This window comes from Ensifer sp. Root31 (assembly GCF_001424825.1).
Lineage (GTDB): Bacteria > Pseudomonadota > Alphaproteobacteria > Rhizobiales > Rhizobiaceae > Ensifer > Ensifer canadensis.
Map to the genome: position 1 here is coordinate 1 of NZ_LMCO01000001.1, position 18098 is coordinate 18098.

General features: G+C 61.1%; 22 protein-coding genes and 1 pseudogene. 8 read left to right on the top strand and 15 right to left on the bottom strand.

Annotation, left to right across the window (positions count from 1 at the left end; all coding sequences use genetic code 11):
• Positions 1-123, bottom strand: a pseudogene (locus ASD00_RS39640) (flagellin); the annotation flags it as partial.
• A gap of 84 nt (positions 124-207) precedes the next feature.
• Between ASD00_RS39640 and ASD00_RS00005 the strand changes: the two are divergent.
• Both ASD00_RS00005 and ASD00_RS00010 read left to right on the top strand, forming a co-directional pair.
• Positions 208-474 carry a hypothetical protein gene (locus tag ASD00_RS00005; RefSeq protein WP_156585422.1) on the top strand — a complete coding sequence of 89 codons (267 nt, stop codon included), beginning with the start codon at positions 208-210 and terminating at the stop codon, positions 472-474.
• A gap of 54 nt (positions 475-528) precedes the next feature.
• Positions 529-2442: a glycosyl transferase gene (locus ASD00_RS00010; RefSeq protein WP_025425928.1), complete on the top strand. Its 1914-nt coding sequence runs from the start codon at positions 529-531 to the stop codon at positions 2440-2442.
• 285 nt (positions 2443-2727) lie between these two features.
• Here the strand turns inward: ASD00_RS00010 and fliP are convergent, their stop codons facing one another.
• The 14 genes from fliP to ASD00_RS00080 form a co-directional block, all read right to left on the bottom strand.
• The gene (gene fliP, locus ASD00_RS00015; RefSeq protein ID WP_025425927.1) at positions 2728-3465 is read right to left on the bottom strand and encodes a flagellar type III secretion system pore protein FliP; all 738 of its coding nucleotides are present in this window, start codon (positions 3463-3465) and stop codon (positions 2728-2730) included.
• A gap of 8 nt (positions 3466-3473) precedes the next feature.
• Positions 3474-3971, bottom strand: coding sequence for a flagellar basal body-associated FliL family protein (locus tag ASD00_RS00020; protein ID WP_025425926.1), 498 nt, complete (start codon positions 3969-3971; stop codon positions 3474-3476).
• 18 nt (positions 3972-3989) lie between these two features.
• Positions 3990-4700, bottom strand: coding sequence for a flagellar basal body L-ring protein FlgH (gene flgH / locus ASD00_RS00025; RefSeq protein WP_025425925.1), 711 nt, complete (start codon positions 4698-4700; stop codon positions 3990-3992).
• Positions 4697-5233 (bottom strand): MotE family protein, encoded by a 537-nt coding sequence (locus ASD00_RS00030; protein WP_025425924.1) that lies wholly within the window; start codon positions 5231-5233, stop codon positions 4697-4699. Before ASD00_RS00030 ends, flgH begins: the two co-directional genes overlap by 4 nt.
• Positions 5230-6345: a flagellar basal body P-ring protein FlgI gene (locus tag ASD00_RS00035; protein ID WP_025425923.1), complete on the bottom strand. Its 1116-nt coding sequence runs from the start codon at positions 6343-6345 to the stop codon at positions 5230-5232. Before ASD00_RS00035 ends, ASD00_RS00030 begins: the two co-directional genes overlap by 4 nt.
• Positions 6342-6854, bottom strand: a complete 513-nt coding sequence (gene flgA, locus ASD00_RS00040) for a flagellar basal body P-ring formation chaperone FlgA (RefSeq protein WP_025425922.1) — start codon at positions 6852-6854, stop codon at positions 6342-6344. Before flgA ends, ASD00_RS00035 begins: the two co-directional genes overlap by 4 nt.
• Before the next feature lie 17 nt (positions 6855-6871).
• Positions 6872-7660 carry a flagellar basal-body rod protein FlgG gene (flgG, locus tag ASD00_RS00045; protein ID WP_025425921.1) on the bottom strand — a complete coding sequence of 263 codons (789 nt, stop codon included), beginning with the start codon at positions 7658-7660 and terminating at the stop codon, positions 6872-6874.
• Positions 7661-7671: 11 nt separating this feature from the next.
• A complete protein-coding gene (locus ASD00_RS00050) occupies positions 7672-8013 on the bottom strand; it encodes a flagellar hook-basal body complex protein FliE (protein WP_025425920.1) in 342 nt (113 codons plus the stop codon).
• Positions 8013-8432: a flagellar basal body rod protein FlgC gene (gene flgC, locus ASD00_RS00055; RefSeq protein WP_025425919.1), complete on the bottom strand. Its 420-nt coding sequence runs from the start codon at positions 8430-8432 to the stop codon at positions 8013-8015. The genes ASD00_RS00050 and flgC overlap by 1 nt, the downstream gene beginning before the upstream one ends.
• Positions 8433-8437: 5 nt before the next feature.
• Positions 8438-8818 (bottom strand): flagellar basal body rod protein FlgB, encoded by a 381-nt coding sequence (gene flgB, locus ASD00_RS00060; RefSeq protein WP_025425918.1) that lies wholly within the window; start codon positions 8816-8818, stop codon positions 8438-8440.
• A gap of 173 nt (positions 8819-8991) precedes the next feature.
• Positions 8992-9549 carry a hypothetical protein gene (locus ASD00_RS00065; RefSeq protein ID WP_025425917.1) on the bottom strand — a complete coding sequence of 186 codons (558 nt, stop codon included), beginning with the start codon at positions 9547-9549 and terminating at the stop codon, positions 8992-8994.
• Entirely contained in the window at positions 9549-10949 is a 1401-nt protein-coding gene (fliI, locus tag ASD00_RS00070; RefSeq protein ID WP_057204219.1) for a flagellar protein export ATPase FliI, read from the bottom strand. Before fliI ends, ASD00_RS00065 begins: the two co-directional genes overlap by 1 nt.
• An 18-nt stretch (positions 10950-10967) precedes the next feature.
• Positions 10968-11693, bottom strand: coding sequence for a flagellar basal-body rod protein FlgF (gene flgF / locus ASD00_RS00075; RefSeq protein WP_025425915.1), 726 nt, complete (start codon positions 11691-11693; stop codon positions 10968-10970).
• Between the two features lie 2 nt (positions 11694-11695).
• Positions 11696-12475: a DUF1217 domain-containing protein gene (locus ASD00_RS00080; protein WP_057204221.1), complete on the bottom strand. Its 780-nt coding sequence runs from the start codon at positions 12473-12475 to the stop codon at positions 11696-11698.
• A gap of 184 nt (positions 12476-12659) precedes the next feature.
• Here ASD00_RS00080 and motA point away from each other — a divergent pair, with 184 nt between their 5' ends.
• From motA to ASD00_RS00110, 6 genes are all read left to right on the top strand, one after another.
• A complete protein-coding gene (motA, locus tag ASD00_RS00085; protein WP_025425913.1) occupies positions 12660-13538 on the top strand; it encodes a flagellar motor stator protein MotA in 879 nt (292 codons plus the stop codon).
• Positions 13539-13542: 4 nt separating this feature from the next.
• The gene (locus ASD00_RS00090; protein ID WP_025425912.1) at positions 13543-14490 is read left to right on the top strand and encodes a FliM/FliN family flagellar motor switch protein; all 948 of its coding nucleotides are present in this window, start codon (positions 13543-13545) and stop codon (positions 14488-14490) included.
• A gap of 60 nt (positions 14491-14550) precedes the next feature.
• Positions 14551-15177 (top strand): flagellar motor switch protein FliN, encoded by a 627-nt coding sequence (gene fliN / locus ASD00_RS00095; protein WP_057204227.1) that lies wholly within the window; start codon positions 14551-14553, stop codon positions 15175-15177.
• 29 nt (positions 15178-15206) lie between these two features.
• A complete protein-coding gene (gene fliG / locus ASD00_RS00100; protein WP_057204228.1) occupies positions 15207-16238 on the top strand; it encodes a flagellar motor switch protein FliG in 1032 nt (343 codons plus the stop codon).
• Between the two features lie 235 nt (positions 16239-16473).
• Positions 16474-17553, top strand: a complete 1080-nt coding sequence (flhB, locus tag ASD00_RS00105) for a flagellar biosynthesis protein FlhB (RefSeq protein ID WP_025425909.1) — start codon at positions 16474-16476, stop codon at positions 17551-17553.
• 5 nt (positions 17554-17558) lie between these two features.
• Positions 17559-17999 (top strand): hypothetical protein, encoded by a 441-nt coding sequence (locus tag ASD00_RS00110; protein WP_025425908.1) that lies wholly within the window; start codon positions 17559-17561, stop codon positions 17997-17999.
• Positions 18000-18098: the final 99 nt, after the last annotated feature.

The window sequence follows — 18098 nt, forward strand, 5'->3', positions numbered from 1 at the left end:
GGAAGCGTTACCAACGCGGTAGCCGGACGAAATACGGTCCTGCGTCGTTTCCATCGAGGAATTGATCGAACGCAGCGTGGAGAGTGCGGCCATTGCCGAGTTGTTGGTCATAATAGAAGTCATGAGACTGTCCCTCAAATTTACAAGGTTACACGGTTGGGGACATGCCGGACTGAATACGTCTACCGGCAATGACGGACCGGCTTCATGCCACTCGGCTCCGCTCACTCAAGTGAAGGAAACCAAACCCGTCATGTGAAGGTGAATATCCCTCCCAAAGCTTGCGATTTCATTAAGGCGGAAGGATATTTTCTAAGCAAAATCCTATGGTTAACGGCACGTTACTTTGCCGCCACCCCGTCGCCCGCGAATGACTTCATCGACATCGCGTTTATTGGCAAACAATACGCAAATCGCTCAACAATCCCGCTTGGGGCAAGGTTTCTGCTTCAAAACAACACCCTGGAACATTGACGTTGCACAGGCTCGCGCGGTGACAACGGTTGCGCTTATCCCATGGAGCTTCCCTTGAACGCCCACACCATCTTCTCTTCCGCTTCGCGGCAGTATCAAAAAGGCCAGTACACCGAGGCGCTCGATACCCTCAATCAGCTGCTCGATCTTACCCGTGATGCCAAGACCTATGCGCTTCTGGCAAAGGTACTGCTGAAGCTCGGCTTCCGGAGCGATGCTGCACAAGCCTATCAGCTGGCCGGCGAAGAAGGCGGATTGCGTTCGGAGCATTTCCTGGCCGAGGCCATGAAGCTGCATTTCGCCTGCGGCAATGATGATCAGGCCTTAAGCCTCGGCCGGCCCTTGCTCGAGCAGGCAAAGACCGATCCCGAACTTGCCTACATCATCGTGACCTTGTTCCTGAAGCGCGACCAGGCCGACATTCTCAGCCCTTTCAAATCGACACTCTCGGCGAGCGCGCGGCAGGAACACCAGGTGCTGGCGGCAAAGCTGCTGACGTCGGATGTCGGAAACAACGATGATCGCGAGATCGTCACCAACCTGTTCCGGCGGACGCCATCGAACCCGGTCCTGCTGTCGGCTTATCTCGTTTTCATGCAGGAAGTGAACAACTTCAACGAAATCGAAAACTATGCGCAGGCGCTGGAGCGTGCGATCCAGGCGACCAACCGCAAATTTCTGCGCGCGGAAACGCCTTTCTACAATGTGCACTGGTGCCGCGATGAAAAGTTGAACCGCCTGGCCGCTGCGCTTGATCAGCCGTTCCCACCAACATTGCCCGAGGAACGCCGCAAGATGCAGCACGTGTGGGGCAAGAAGATACGGCTGGGTTACCTTTCGAACGACTTCTGGGGACCGCACGCGACGATGAAGCTCCTGCAAGCCGTGCTGACCTTGCATGATCGCGAGAAATTCGACGTGACGCTCTTCTGCTACACGCCGGAGAAACACCTCGCCGTTGCTGGCGAAGGGCGTCAGACCTGGGGCAAAATCGTCCGCATCGAAAACCTTTCCGACGAGCAGGCCGCCCAGACGATCCGCGACGAGCAGATCGATATCCTCGTCGATCTCAAGGGCCATACGATGAACAGTCGCGTTGCCATACTCAACCACAAGACCGCACCTGTGCAGGCGACATGGCTCGGTTTCCCCGGCACCACCGTCAACGTCGATCTCGACTACATCATCGGCGACCGTCACGTCCTTCCCGATGGCAGCGAGGACCACTACTACGAGCGGTTCTGCCGGTTGCCCGAGACCTACCAGCCGAACGACCCTGCCGGCCGGCCACGGCCGGCAGCGATGACACGCACGCAAGCGGGCCTGCCGGAAGATGCTTTCGTCTACGCATCGTTCAACGCCAACCGCAAGATCACCGTCGAAACCATGAAGGCATGGGCTGGGATCCTGCGCAGGACGCCTGACAGCGTTCTCTGGCTGATGTGCCCCAAGCCGGAAGCCCAGGCTCATATTCTTCGGCGTTTCCAGAGCTACGGCATCGCCACAAAACGCATTATCTTCTGCGCGAAGGTCGAGTACGAACAACACTTGGCGCGTATCCCAGTCGCCGACCTCGGCCTCGACACTTTCCCCTGTAACGGACACACCACGACGTCGGAGCAGTTGTGGATGGGCTTGCCGGTGCTGACGCCAAAGGGCACGCACTTCGCCTCGCGCGTCAGCGAAAGCCTGCTGCGCGCAATCGGCGTGCCGGAACTCGTTGCCGCCGATGTCGACGACTATGTCGGGCAGGCGATCGCCCTTTACGAGACCCGCGGCAAGGTAGCCGAATACAAGCAGAAGCTCGCCGACAACCGGCTGCAGATGCCGCTCTTTGATGCGGAACGCTTCTGCCGCCACCTCGAGCAGGCCTATGAGGCGATGGCCGACCGCGCGAAGAAGGGATTGGAGCCTGCTCTCATCGACGTGCCGGCACTGCCGGTACGTACAGGATCGTTCGCACAGTAAAGTCAGAAGGCGGGCTCAACCGCCGGCACATCATAACCCTCCTGAACCCCGCCCATCCGGCGGGGTTTTTCGTTCGGCTTTACGCAAGAACCGGCGCGTTGCTTACAGCTTAGCTCAGCGCATCAAACACAGCGCGACAAGGGCAAGACAACGTTTCAAACTCACCGGCTGGTGCCTGGGTCGATGACACTTGAGGATATTTCTGCAGCAGCCGCGGCCACGCACAGGAGACGGCGCGTGGCGACAAGCCAAGGCTGAAAGAACGAAGAGGAGCGGGTTCGCTGGTCAGCTGAACGAGCGTACCAGGCTGCCGACGAGCAGGTTCCAGCCGTCGATCAGCACGAAGAAGAGGATCTTGAACGGCAGGGAGATCGCCGTTGGTGGCAGCATCATCATGCCCATCGCCATGGTGATGGTGGCAACGATCAAGTCGATCACCAGGAATGGCAGCATGATGAGGAAGCCGATCTCGAAGCCGCGGCGGATTTCCGAGATCATGAAGGCGGGAACGACGGCGCGCAGGTCGACCTTGTCGTTGACGACGACGGTCTGGCCCTTTTCCTTGGCTATATCGATGAAGAGCTGCAGATCCTTGTCGCGGGTATTGGCGAGCATGAATTCGCGGAACGGCTCGGCGATGCGCGGCAGCGCTTCCGTTTCCGTAATCTGATTCTTCATCAGCGGGTCGATGCCGTCGCGCCAAGCGCGGTCGAAGGTCGGAGCCATGACGTAGAAGGTCATGAACAGCGCCAGCGAAACCATGATCATGTTCGACGGTGTCGTCGCCAGGCCCATGCCGGTGCGCAGGATGGCAAAGGCGATCACGAAGCGCGGAAAGCTGGTGACCATGATCAGGATGCCGGGCGCCACCGAAAGAACGGTCAGAAGGCCGAACGTCCGGATGATCCAGGAGGCGGCCGATCCGTCGATGGGCGTGTTCAGGATGTCAGAGGGAAAACTCTGGGCGCCGGCAATTCCGGACATCGCCATCATGGCGACTATGAAGGCGATGAGCCGGATCATTTAGCGAATCATTGAATGACGAAGGTTCTGAACATAACATTGGTTACGCGCCCATCCGAGCGCAGGTCAACCCGCTCCTGAATGTCATCCCGGAGATATTGAAAGCCGCGCGGCCCCTGGATCTGCTGCAGCGACACGGTTTTCAGATAGGCGGCGATATCCTGGTGTATCTGCTCGGCCATCGCCGGGTCCGGGACACCGTCGAACTGCAACGCCACCTCGAGCCGGATCCAGTTTTCCGAGGGGTAGGCAAGGTTCGTGGTGATCGGGTCAAGCTGGACGACGCCGTTGGCTTCCGTCGCGATCTTCGGAACGCCCTCCTCGCCGGTTGCGTTCGGAGCTGTGTCCTTGGTCGCCTCCACCTGCTCCTTGGGCGGCGGCGGCGCCAGCATGGCGCCGACCAGCCAGCCGCCGCCGCCGGCGACGAGCGTCAGGACGGCAACGATGGCGATCGTCATCACCTTCGACGGTGATTTCACGGGCGCGGCGGTATCGAATTCTTCCATCTTGCCATTCCCTGCCGATCAGATCGGCGAAATCAGGTCCATGATCTGCTGGCCGTAAGGCGGCTGCTGCACTTCGGTCAGGCGGCCGCGACCACCATAGGAAATGCGTGCCTCGGCAATCCGGTCGTAGGAGATCACGTTCTCGGAGTCGACGTCCTGCGTGCGCACGATACCAGCGACATTGAGGATGCGAAGCTCTTGGTTGACGCGAACTTCCTGCGAACCGCTGATCAGAAGGTTGCCGTTTTCGAGCACGCCGGTGACGACTGCCGCGACAAGCAGCTGGAGCTTTTCGGCCCGCTCGGTCGAGCCGTCGCCTTCGGTCTTGGTGTTCGAGCCGTATTTCAGGTCACCCGACCAGCCAAAGCTGCTGGCTTCCGACTGCCCGCTCGCGCCGATGTTGAAGCCGCTGGTGTTCTTGCGGCTGCGATCGGTCTTGTTGTCGAACGACGCCTTGTCGTTGATGGCGATCTCGACCGTCAGGATGTCGCCGACGTTAAGCGCGCGTGCATCCTTGAAGAGCGCCGACTGCTGGTCGTTCCAGAGCGAGAAACCGTTGGCGACATGGCGCGGCTCCTTGGGATACATCGCCAGCTGCGGTGTCTGGGTATATTGCAGACCGCTGCCGATCGGGCTCATGGCGGGGGCACGGCCGATCTCGTTGATGGCCTGGTTCTGACATCCTGCGAGGAGGCCCGCGGCCAATATGGCCGTTAGACGCATTTTCATGATGGTTCCTTCGAGGTGTTCGGATCGCTGGCACTCGAGATGATGTTGGTCAGGATGGCGGCCTTCTCGTCGCTCATCTCGCTGAGGATCAGCGACGACTGCCGCGCCGGCAGCTGCATGACGATCGCGGCGGCAATCTCCGGACGGACCAATTCAAGTTTGCCCGCGGCAGCATCCGGCTTCATCGTCTTGTAGATGCCGACGAGGCCAATCTCGGCCTGCTTGAGGAAGTCGTTGCGGCGCTTCAGCCAGTCTTCATACTCCTCGCGCCGCTTTTCGAGCGTCGCGATCCGGTCGTCGACATTCGCCTGAAGAGCCTCGAGTTCCTTGCGCTGCAGCACGTAGCGCTGGTCGCGGGCAGCATCGGCGATGTTGGTGCAGAACTGCTGGATTTCGTTGGCTGTGGCGTTGCTGGCGGGCGGCGCGGTGACGTCCTGGGCGAAGGCGCCGGGCATCGCCAGCATCGACGCGACGGCAACCGATGCGAGCAGGATGTTGCGGGATCTTCCGAGAAGGCGGTCGATGTTCATCATTGCAGGACAAGCTCCGCCTGAAGGGCCCCGGCCGTCTTGATGCTCTGCAGGATGGCGATGATGCCGTCCGGCTTGACGCCGATGTTATTGAGACCGGCAACGAGCGACCGCAAACTGGACCCATTGAGAATGGCGACCGTGCCGCCGTCGGATTGAGCATCGATGGTGGTGTTCGGCTCCATCGCCGTCTGGCCGCGCGCGAACGGCAGCGGCTGAACCACCGTCGGCGTCTCGCTGACCTCCACTGTCAAGGTGCCATAGCTGACGGCCACCTCGTTGACGCGCACGTCCTGACCGATGACAATCGTGCCCGTGCGTTCGTTGATGACGACCCTTGCAGGGACGTCCGTTTCGATGACGATGTTCTCGATCTCCGCCATCAGCCGCGCAAGGTCGGCCATCTTCGGCTTTTCGACGAGAACGGCCTGCGAATCCCGGGCTTCGGCGATGCGGCCGCCATATCGCGCCGCGGCATATTTGTTGATCGCCGCGGCCATGCCGACCGCGGTGGAGAAGTCGGGGTTGCGCAGCTGCAGCACGAGGTTGAAGCCGTCCTTGAATTTCGACGGTAGCTCGCGCTCGATGATGGCGCCGTTCGGCACGCGCCCTGACGTCGTGACGCCCTGGTTGAGCGTTGCCGCGTCGCCTTGCGCATTGAAACCGGTGACGACGACCGACCCTTGCGCGACCGCATAAATCTGGCCGTCGGCGCCCGAGAGCGAGGTCATCACCAGGGTACCACCGCGCAGGGAGGTGGAATCGCCAAGCGATCCGACGGTCACGTCGACGCGGCTGCCGGGGCTGGCAAAGGGCGGCAGGTTCGCCGTGACGAGAACGGCGGCGACATTGCGCGTGCGCGATTCTCCGCCCTGGGTCGAAATGCCGAGGTTCTGCAGCATGGCGCGCATCGATTGATCGGTAAACGGCGACGCGCGCAGGCTGTCACCCGTTCCCTGAAGGCCGACGACGAGGCCGTAGCCGATGAGCTGGTTGTCGCGGCCGGCCTGCAGCGAGGCAACGTCCTTGATTCGCGACGCGCCAAAGGCGGGCGTCATCGCTGTGGACAGCGCGACGGCCAGCGTCAGGAACCATTTGCAGGCAAGCATTTTCATTTCGCCACCACATGTATCGTGCCGTCGGCCATCACCGTTCCGGAAACGATAACGCCAGTATCAATGTTGCGAGCCCGGATCAGATCGCCGACCGCGGCGTCCTGAAGGGGCGAACCGGCCGCGCTGATGGTGAGACCACCATTGCTGAAGATCAGACGGACGGTGGAGCCGCGCTCGACCGCATATTGCTCGCGCAGCGCGGAGGCCAGGATGACGCGGCCGGGGAGCAGCGTGCGCTTGCTTACCTTGCCGTCGATCTCGCTCAACGTCCTGACATAACCATCCGTCAGATCGGGATTGGTCACATCAACGATCTCGACCCGGCTCGCGTCGATCGCTTCGCCTGGGTAAATCGTCTGCTTGGGGATGACTGCCGTCAGCCGTTCCGCAAAGCCTGCCGAAGGCGACAGGAAAGCGGCGGCGAGCAAAATGCCCGCCACCACGTGCCGCGCCCTTGGCGCGGAACCGTCCTTCTGAGCTGTCATTCCTGCGGCTCGGCGAAACGTCATGTTTGCCCCCTCTTCCGTTATCTGAGGTTCTTGCTCACCGTAGCCGCCATCTCGTCGGCGGCCTGGATAATCTTGGAGTTCATCTCATAGGCGCGCTGGGCCGAGATCAGGTCGGTGATTTCCTTGACCGGATCGACGTTCGACGCTTCGAGATACTTCTGCTTGATCAGCGCAAAACCCGGATCAGCCGGCGTGCCGACGATCGGCTCGCCGGAGGCCGGCGTCTGCTTGAACAGGTTTTCGCCCTGCGGCTCGAGACCCGCTTCATTGACGAAGTTGGCAACCGTCAGCTGGCCGATTTCCTGCATCGCCGGATCGTTACCGATGCGCACCATTACCTGGCCGGAGCTGGTGAAGGCTATTTCGGTGGCGTCCTGCGGAACGGTGACGCCCGGCACGACGGTGTAGCCGTCGATCGTCACCAGCTGGCCCTGGGCATTCTTGTTGAAGGCGCCCGCACGGGTATAGACCGTCTCGCCATCGGGCGTTTCGACCTGGAACCAGCCACGGCCGACCAGCGCGAGGTCGTAGTCGTTGCCGGTGCTGACCAGGCTGCCCTGGATATGCAGGTTGCGCACGGCGGCCGTCTGGACGCCGAGACCGATGATCGCACCTTCCGGAACGATCGCCTGGTTGGAGCGGTTCGGCACGCCCTGGGCGCGCTCGGTTTGATAAAGCAGGTCGGAAAACTCTGCGCGGGCACGCTTGTAGCCGGTGGTGTTGATGTTCGCGATGTTGTTCGCGATCACTTCGAGGTTCAGCTGCTGGGCGTTCATGCCGGTTGCGGCAATGGAAAGGGCCTTCATGTCTCGTTCCTTCAGATCTGCATGCGCGCGATTTCGAGGTAGGCGGTCACCACCTTGTCGCGGATCGCGATTGCGGTCTGGAGTGACTGTTCGGCGTTCATCACCGCATCGACGACTTCACGGGTGTTGGCCTGGCCGCGGATGCCGTCGAGCGATGCGCCTTCGGCTTTCTTCATCGCGCCGATAGCGTCGGTCGCCATGTCGCCGAGAACCGAGGCAAAGCTCTGGGATTGCGGGGCCGCCGGGGTGGCGCTGGCCGCACCGAAGACCGACGACGAAGAGGACGTAAGGCGGGTACCTTCGGCCTCTTTCATGACCGAAAATGCGCCGACAGAATTAATTGCGTCGATCATTATTGTGATGCTCTCAACAGGTCGATTGTTTGGGAAACCAGGTCGCGCGACTGCTTGATCGTCTGCAGGTTGGCCTCATAGGCGCGGTTGGCTTCGCGCATGTCGGCCATTTCAACCAGGATGTTGACGTTCGGCATCTTGACCATGCCCTTCTCGTCGGCGGCCGGATTGCCCGGGTCGAACTCGATGGTGAAGTCAGAATCATCGGTGCCGAGCCGCTCGATCTCGACGAGCGATGCGCCGCTGGCCCTGTCGACCTCGGCTGCAAAGCTGATGGTCTTGCGCCGGTACGGGTCGGCGCCGGGTGCGTCGCCGGAGGAGCGTGCATTGGCGATGTTTTCGGAAACGATGCGCAGGCGGGTCGATTCTGCTTGCAGACCGGAGGCCGAGACCTTCATGGCCGAAGTCAAAGGATCCATGGTTGTTACTTCCGTACCGTCATGAGCATCATACGGTGAAACGCTTTGACGAGCCCGGCACTGAGCTCGTAGTCGCGCTTGATCTCACCGGTCTTCATCATTTCCTGCTCGATCGCGACGCTGTTGCCGGATTGCTGGATCTGAACGCCGTCAAGCATGCCGACCTCAGCCACCTGCGAGGCTTCGAGGCTCTCGGTGAAGTGCGCCTTGTGGGTCGCGGCCATCTGGATGCCGGTGCTTTCCAACACGCTTTCGAACGGCTTGACGTCCTTGGCCTTGTAGTGCGGCGTATTCGCGTTGGCGATGTTGCCGGCCACCACGTTCTGGCGGACGGTCAGCCACTGGGCCTGCCGGGACGCGAGTTCGAAAAGCTGAATCGGTTGCATCAAAAGCTCCATGCTTGGTGATGCGAACCTAGGTCGGTAATCTTGCGTGGGACTTGTCGTCGGAAACGAGCTTGGTGCTGATGCCGGAACGCATCCAAAACACGCAGGACATTATCCATTGCGGACAGTGACGAACCCGCAACGGAGAAGAACGATCGGAAAATGGGGGCCGGTCAGTCGGCCTGGTAGACCTCGCCGCCCGACGTGATCATCACCCAGCGGCCATCGCGCTCTTCAAGCGTCGCCAGCCGGCTGTTGTCCGGCAGGATCGAACCGATGCGCACGATATACATGCCGGTCGTATCCTCGATCAGAGCCCGACCGTTGGCGACATGCATCAGCTTGAAGCCGGATTTGCCTGGGAATGGCTGCTCGAGCCCCTCCTTCGGAGCGGTCCCCTCGACGGCCGGGCCGCCGCCAAGGCTTGGAACGGTCGCCGTCGTCAGTTGGTCGATTGCCGCGACGGTTTCTCCGTCCATATCGGACATTGCCAACGGCGATACTGACAGGACGCTACGCGCTGGCTTCTCCGGCAGATCACGCGTCGAGCCCTGCCACAACGGCGGCATCGTGAACTTGTCCTGATTGAAAAAGGCGTACCAGGGAAAGAAGGTCGCAAGGGCCGCCAGCATGATGCCGGTTGCGGCCAGCGCCTTGTCGATCATCGGCATGCCGGATTCGCGCTTGCGCTGGCGGATCGTTTCGTCGGCGTCGTAGTCGGTCACACCCATCACCTCGGCCTCATCCCTGCAGCACCCGGCTGATTGCCCATTGCCGCGGCCTTCAGCGCACCGGCAAGATCGGAAAAAGCATCCTGCGTCGGCGGCTCGCTCGCCGTCTGTGTCAGCACGTCGTAGATCACCGGCACCTGCTTGATCGCCATGTCGAGATCGGGATCGCCACCCGGGCGATAGCCGCCGATCAGGCGCAGGTCGCGCGTTTCCTCGAAGCGGTGGATCAGCGCCTTCAGCCGCGACACCAGCTTTTCCTGGTCCGGCGTCCAAGCCTTGCGTGCCAGACGGGAGATCGACGCCAGCGGATTGATCGGCGGATAGCGGCCTTCTTCCGCCAGGCTGCGTTCGAGCACGATGTGCCCATCGAGAATGCCGCGCGTCGAGTCGGCGATGGGATCGTTGTGGTTGTCGCCGTCCACCAGGATCGAGATGATCGCAGTGATGGTGCCGGCGCCCTCAGCGCCGGGACCAGCACGCTCAAGCAGGCGCGGCAATTCGGTAAAAACCGAGGCCGGATAGCCGCGGGCGATCGGCGGCTCGCCTGATGCGGTCGCCACTTCGCGGATCGCATGGGCGAAACGGGTGACACTGTCGACGATCAACAGCACGTTGTCGCCGTTGTCACGATAGTGCTCGGCAATGGTGACGGCGGTCAGCGGCGCCATCTTGCGCAGCATCGGGCTTTCGTCGCTGGTCGCGACAACGGCAACCGATTTGGAAAGATTGTCGCCGAGCGTGTCCTCGATGAATTCGCGCACTTCGCGGCCGCGTTCGCCGACCAGCGCGATGACCACCTTGTCGAAGGCATCGGCGCGCGCAAGCATCGACAGCAGCGTCGATTTGCCGACACCGGAACCGGCAAAAATGCCGAGGCGCTGTCCGAGGCAGAGCGGCGAAAAGATATCGATCGCCCGCACACCGGTGCGGAACCCCTGCTCCACACGCTTGCGGGTCATCGACGGCGGTGCCGTGTTGGAAATCGAGCGGCGGACGTCGCCCTGCAGCAGCGGACCGAGGCCGTCGATCGGCTCCGCAAGCGCGTTGATCGCCCGGCCGCACCATTGGTCGGTCGGCGCGATGCGGAAGGCGCCCTTGCGGATGACTGTATCGTGGATGCCGATCGAATCGCCCGGCTCGATCGGGCAGACGACCACGCGTTCAGGCTCGACGCGCACCACTTCGCCGAGATGCGTTCCAGTCGAACTCTTGTGCGCGACGAAATCGCCGAGCCGGACATGTCGCGACAGGCCGGTCACCGTATAGTGGCCCGGAGAGATCGTCTGGACGTGGCCGCCCGGCGCAATCGAATGTTCAGGTTTGGCGTAGCGTTCGACCAGGCCGGCAAGGGCAGCCAGCGATGTCGATGCGGCGCTCGTCTTCAGGCCTTCGCGTTCCATACCGTTTCCCGTCACGCCTTAGCGGCTGCCACCGAGCGTCTTGATCGCTTCGTCGAGCGACCCTTCGCTGTCACGCATCAGCGCGGTGATGTTGTCGAACGCGCGGGTGACCATGATCAGCTGCGACATTTCCGCGATGGCGTTGACGTTGGATTCTTCGAGGAACCCCTGCATGACGCCGACATCGAAGCGATCGACGACCGGTTCCGGCTGTACCGCCGGAAGCACCGCACTGTTGTCGAGGCGCATGAAGCCCTTGCTGAAGTCGGCCTGGTAGAGGCCGAGCGAGGCCACCGCGACACCGTTCTGGTGCAGGGCACCGTCGGCGCCGACGGTCACGTCGCCGCCCGAGCCATTGATCTGGATCGGCGCGCCGCCGGCGTCGAGAACCGGATAGCCGCGAATGGTGACCAGTTCGCCGGTTTCGGTCAGCGTGAAGCGACCGTCGCGCGTCAGCGCCGGACCCGAGGGCGTGTCGATCTGAAACCAGGCATCGCCTTTGACGGCAAAATCGAACATGCCTCCGGTGCGCGTCAGCGAACCGTTGCTGCTATTGAGGAACTCTTCGCCCTTGCTGACGTAGGAAACCTTGGTCGGCTTGGTATCGCCGAGCATCTGGTTGAACTTCACTTCCGTGCCGCGGAAACCGACGGTGCCCGAGTTTGCGATATTGTCGGCAAGTGTATTGAGACGCTTTTCAAGCGCCATCTGCGACGAAATCGCAACGTAAAGACCGGTCTGCACGTTCAGCGTCCCCCGAGTTTCAGGCTGTTGATGGACAGGAGCAGGTCGGAAGAGATGCCGTAGCCGCTCGACGCGCCGAAAACCGCAAGCGGGTCGTAACCGTCCGTTGAATTGTTGATTTCCCAAAGCGCCGTAAAGCGATCGAGAAAGTCCGTCAGCTTGGCCGGATCCTGGAAGTCCTTGAGGTCGATTGCGTCCTCATAGGCGGCCGCCTGACGGTCGACCTCGGTGCCGGCGAATTCGTCGGGCAGCTGCAGCGTGGTGCGCACCACCTGCGCCAGCGCCTCGTCGGCAATGATGGCGTAACCGCTTGATATCGACGGCGCCATGCGGGCGAAATAGAGCGCGAGCCGCACGCCGGCGTTCTCCTCGCCGGCACTCTGCTCGAGCGTCTGGCGGGCGTATTTGTCGACGACGCCCTTCTGGGCGCGATCGAAGGAGGTGGCCGCCTCGCCGTGAAGGGCGAAATTCAGCGATTCGGCCAGCTGCTTGTAGCGGCTGTCGGTCAACTTGTTGGCGAAGGCATCCTCGTTGTCGAAGCCCTCGGTCAAGACCTTGCGCATGAAGGCCTTGGCGTAGCCCATGTCTTCGAGACCGTGCGCCTTGATCGCATAGTTGTAGAGGCGCGTGTCAGCGAAAAACTGGTCGATCGTTTTTATGTCGCCGATCTTCGAAAGATAATATTCGGTCTCGCGGGCGACGTCCGGTTCCTCGGCGACGCGCTCCAGCGACTTGCCCAAGTCGGCCGTAATCAGCTTGTAGCTCGTATAGGTCGTGGTCACGATCGGTCGCCCTTAGCGGAGTGAGACGGGCGCGACTGGAGAGCCGGCCATAGCAAATCCTGACCGGATTGGCTTGCGCGAACCTGTTCCACCGCAATGATTTCCGCCGCTTCGACGGCCAGCCTCACGCAAGGAAGAAACCTTATCCCGTTAGACGAAAATGGGATCGTGTCAGGTATCGAAAATGAACATCATCATCGGGCTTCTTGTGACTTTCGGCTGTATTCTCGGCGGCTACGTGGCCATGGGCGGCCACATGGAAGTCCTCAACCAGCCTTTCGAACTGCTGATCATCGGCGGCGCCGGTATCGGCGGCTTCATCATGGCCAACTCCATGAAGGTGGTGAAGGATACCGGAAAGGCTCTCGGCGAAGCGTTTCGCCATAAGGTTCCCAAGGAGCGGGAGTATCTCGACACGCTCGGCGTTCTCTACTCGCTGATGCGCGATCTGAGAACCAAGTCGCGCAACGAGATCGAAAGCCACATCGACAACCCCGAAGAATCCTCGATCTTCCTGTCGGCGCCGACCGTGCTGAAAAACAAGGAACTGACGGCCTTCATCTGCGACTACGTCCGCCTGATCATCATCGGCAACGCCCGCTCGCATGAGATCGAGGCGCTGATGGATGAAGAAATCCAGACGATCACCCACGACAAGATGAAGTCCTACCACGCGCTGACGATCATGGGCGACGCCTTCCCGGCGATCGGCATCGTCGCGGCGGTTCTCGGCGTCATCAAGGCGATGGGCGCGATCAGCGAAGCGCCTGAGGTTCTCGGCGCCAAGATCGCCGCCGCACTCGTCGGCACCCTGCTCGGCGTGTTCCTCTCCTACTCGATCGTCGCTCCGCTGGTCGCGAACATCAAATCCGTCCGCGAAAAACAGAACCGGCTCTACATCATCGTCAAGCAGACGCTGCTTGCCTACATGAACGGCTCGGTTCCGCAGGTCGCGCTTGAATACGGCCGCAAGACGATTTCGGCCTATGAGCGTCCTTCGATCGACGCCGTCGAGCAGGAGATGATGAACCCCGGCGGCGGCAGCGAAAGCAAGGCGGCTTGATCCCATGACATCAGGAACACCGACAAACGTTCATCCCTTCGACAGGAAACTGCTGGCGCGCATGACCGGCGCGCTCGGCGACGACCGCGCGATCGGCCGGGTGGCGCTCGATCTCGGCCAGGTGTTCGGCGAATTCCTTCCCGACATCTGCAAGGCGGAAACCGGCCTCGACATCGCCATCGGCTATGCGGGCTTCCGCACCGGCCTGCGCAACAGCCTGATCGCCGAGCTCGGCAACGGCGTGCTGATCAGCGACATCTGCTTGCGCAACTGGTGCCCCGACTTTCTGATCAGCTGCGACAGCCCGATCATCATCACCATGGTCGAGGCGCTGTTGGGCGCGGAGCCGACCGATATCGAAGAGCCGCAACCGCGCACACTTTCCCCGATCGAAATCGACGTCGCCCAACCGATCTTCGAGAAGATCGCCGACGTGCTTCGCACCGCCGTCAACGCGTCGGGCGGCTTCGAGCCGATCGTTGCCCGCGCCCACAACAGTGCTTCCCGCGGCAAGCCCGACCCTGCGGTCGAGGACGTTCATGCGGCAGCGATCGACATGACGATCGGTTTCGGCCCTGTTTTGTCGACCTTCTCGATCATCGTGCCGCAAAGCGTGCTGTTGAAGACGCAGATCGTCTTTCCGAAGGGTGCCGGCCAGAACCGCAAGCAGAAGTCCGAATGGACCGAACAGATGGAGGAGCAGGTTCGCCGCTCCGCCGTCACCATCGAGGCACGCATCCGGCTTGAAAGCCTGACACTCGAGACGATCAGCCGCCTCCGGGCCGGCGACGTCATTCCCTTCCACGATGCCCAGGACGTTCGCGTCGACGTGAACGCCAACGGCCGCGATCTCTACGTCTGCGAGTTCGGCCGATCGGGTGCGAAATACACCGTGCGGGTCAAGGATACCCACGGCTCCGAACAGGACATCCTTCGCCACATCATGAGTTAATTCGGCTCGCCGTCGCCAGGCAGTAGGCCTGAGGCAAGCTTCAACTGGAATAGTTCGCACATGGCACCCAAGAAAGCACCAATCAACGAACAGGCCGCACTCGCTGTCGGAGACATGGAACTCGACCAGGCGATCGACGATCTGCGCGGTGTTCTCAAGAAAGACACGGACGCGCCGGCTGGCTTCGGCGCCGAGTTCGGCAGCGTAGACACGCTCAGTGGCGCAGGCGAATTCGGCGGCGACTTCGCCGCTCCGGCCGATGGTCTTGGCGCCTTTGGCGGCGACTTCGGTTCGGACACCTTTGGCAACGATCTGTCGGAGACCCCGGCCACCACGGATTTCGGCGGCGGCAGCTTCGGCGCCAGCGATTTCGGCGCATCGGACTTCGATGCCGGTGAAACCGTCACCGACACGCCGCCCGGCAGCGGCATGACCGCCAATCTCGACCTGATCATGGATATTCCGATCGATGTTCAGATCGTTCTCGGCACCAGCCGAATGCAGGTATCGGGTCTCATGAACCTGACCGAAGGCGCGACGATCTCGCTCGACCGGCGGATCGGCGAACCGGTCGAAATCATGGTCAACGGCCGGATCATCGGCCGTGGTGAAATTACCGTTCTCGAAGGCGACGACACCCGGTTCGGCGTCAAGCTCATCGAGATCAAGGGCAGCAAGAAGTCATAGAACCCAATCATTGGGCGAGGGATGAATCCATGATGGATTTCGAAAGTTTTGAGGCTCAGGCACTCTCCAGACCTCTCAACCAGACCGACAAGGCAGCAGCCGTTCTGCTCGCGATGGGCAAGACCGTCGCCGGAAAGCTGCTGAAGTTCTTCACCCAGAGCGAGCTGCAGGCGATCATCGCTTCGGCGCAGTCGCTGCGGGCCATCCCTCCCCACGAACTGGAAGCGCTGGTCAACGAATTCGAAGACCTGTTCACCGAGGGCGCCGGCCTCATGGACAATGCCAAGGCGATCGAGAGCATTCTCGAGGAAGGCCTGACCCCGGACGAAGTCGACGGCCTGCTCGGGCGCCGCGCCACCTTCCAGTCCTACGAAGCCAACATCTGGGACCGACTGCAGGAATGCGACCCGATCGCGGTTGCGCTGCAGCTGGCCAAGGAACATCCGCAGACCATTGCCTATGTCTTGTCGATGATGCCGTCGAGCTTCGGCGCGAAGGTCCTGCTGCAGCTCTCCGAAGAGCAGAGGCCGGATATCCTGAAGCGCGCCGTCAACATGAAGGACGTCAGCCCGAAGGCTGCGTCGATCATCGAGAACCGCGTCATGGAAATGATCGGCGAGATGGAAGCCGAGCGCAATTCCGCCGGTCCGACCAAGATCGCCGAGGTGATGAACGAGCTCGACAAGCCGCAGGTCGACACGCTGCTCGCTTCGCTCGAATCTCTCAGCACCGAATCGGCCAAGAAGGTTCGCCCGAAGATCTTCCTCTTCGACGACGTTCTTTACATGCCGCAGCGCAGCCGCGTTCAGCTGTTCAACGATGTCTCGACCGACATCATCACCATGGCGCTGCGCGGTTCGACCTCGGACCTGCGCGAATCGGTGCTCGCCTCCATCGGCGCACGCCAGCGCCGCATGATCGAATCCGATCTTGCCATGGGCGATGCCGGCATCAACCCGCGCGACATCGCCATCGCCCGCCGCTCGATCACCCAGGAGGCGATCCGCCTTGCCGCAAGCGGCCAGCTGGAGCTGAAGGAAAAGGAAGCGCAGGCCGCCTGATCCATCCGGTCGCCGGGTATCCTTTCAAGGACCGGCGCTAAGCCTGATCGTAGAACCACAACGCGGGCCCTTGGCCCGCGTTCCTGTTTTGGAGAGATCGACGGCCCCCGCATTTCCTGTTGACCCGGCATGATTGCCCCCGCGAAGCCCTTGTCTGCCCTAGTTTCCGGGTTCACTACAAACAGCGCAAGATCAGCGCTGTCTTGTGGAAACCGGTCGGGAGATTTCCTGTCGCATGTCGGACGATCAGGATAAGGACAGCAAAACAGAATCCCCGTCGGAGAAGAAGATCTCCGACGCCGCCGACAAGGGCAACGTGCCCTTCTCCCGCGAAGCGACCACCTTTGCCTCGACGGTGGCGATCTACATCTTCTTCGTGTTCTTCCTGACCGACGGCGCCAGCACGGTTGCCGCGGCGCTCAAGGACATTTTCGAGCAGCCGGAAGCCTGGCGACTGAACAACGCCACGGATGTCGTCGCGTTGATGACGCACCTCGCGTGGAAGTCGACAGCACTGCTCGTTCCCGTCTTCGTGCTGCTCATCGTCTTCGGCGTCGGCTCGTCGATCTTTCAGAACCTGCCGCGTCCGGTGCTCGATCGCATCCAGCCGAAGATGAACCGGATTTCGCCGATGGCGGGCCTGAAGCGCATCTTCGGCGTTCAAGGGTTGGTGGAGTTCGGAAAGTCGCTGTTCAAGATCATCGTCGTGTCGATCTTCGTCGTGCTGGTTCTCTGGAACGACTACTTCGCGACGCTCGATCTGATGTTCTCCGATCCGGTTATGATCTTCTCGACGATGACGTCCGATCTCAACCAGGTGATGATCGTCATCATGCTGGCCACCGCCGTTTTGGCGATCGCCGATCTCTTCTGGTCCCGTCACCATTGGTACACCGAACTGATGATGACCAAGCAGGAAGTAAAAGAGGAGATGAAGCAGGCGCAGGGCGACCCGATCGTCAAGTCGCGCCTGCGCTCAATGCAGCGCGATCGGGCGCGCAAGCGCATGATTTCATCGGTGCCACGGGCAACCCTGGTGATCGCCAACCCTACCCACTATGCCGTTGCCCTGCGTTATGTCCGCGAAGAAAGCGACGCACCGGTGGTCGTTGCCCTTGGTCAGGACCTCGTTGCCCTCAAAATCCGCGAGATCGCAGAGAAGAACGGCATTCCCGTCTTCGAGGATCCACCGCTTGCACGCTCCATGTTTGCACAAGTCTCGGTCGATAGTGTGATTCCACCCGTGTTTTACAAGGCAGTTGCCGAACTCATTCACAGGGTGCATGCGCAATCGCAACCAAAACGGATGACGTAACGCCGATGAAAAAGTGCGAATTCTCCGAGAGACGGGAACAGATAGTAGCCGAAGCGATCCGCCCAGTGGCGACCGAGTTGCGTCTCATCGACGCCGCGGATTTCATCGCTCTCCTGCGGTTCGAATCCTATGCCAGCCTCGCTGACCTCGTTGAATCGGCCGCCGAGCTCTATTTCCTGCCCGGAACGGTCAATTTCGGTCTCGGCGGAAATTACAATCTGGATTGGGACAGCGAGCCAGAAATCGTGCTCGATCTCGAGCTCAAGCCGCGCGGCGTCACCATCTACGTACGCCTCTCGCTGGGCAACGACACCGCCGGCATCGAGATCAGCCACATCACCTTCCAGAACCCGTCGGCGGATCCAGACGAGAACACGGCCTTCCTTGCAAAGAGCCTGACCGAAGCGAAGTTCATCAAATCCTATGAACTGCCTCTGGCGTGTTAGAGCGCTTCCGGTTTAAACGGAGCCGTAGAAACGATCTATATTATTGTTTTTACGCATTTCCTGACGGAAAACCGCTACGCACTTTTCCTGGAAATGCTC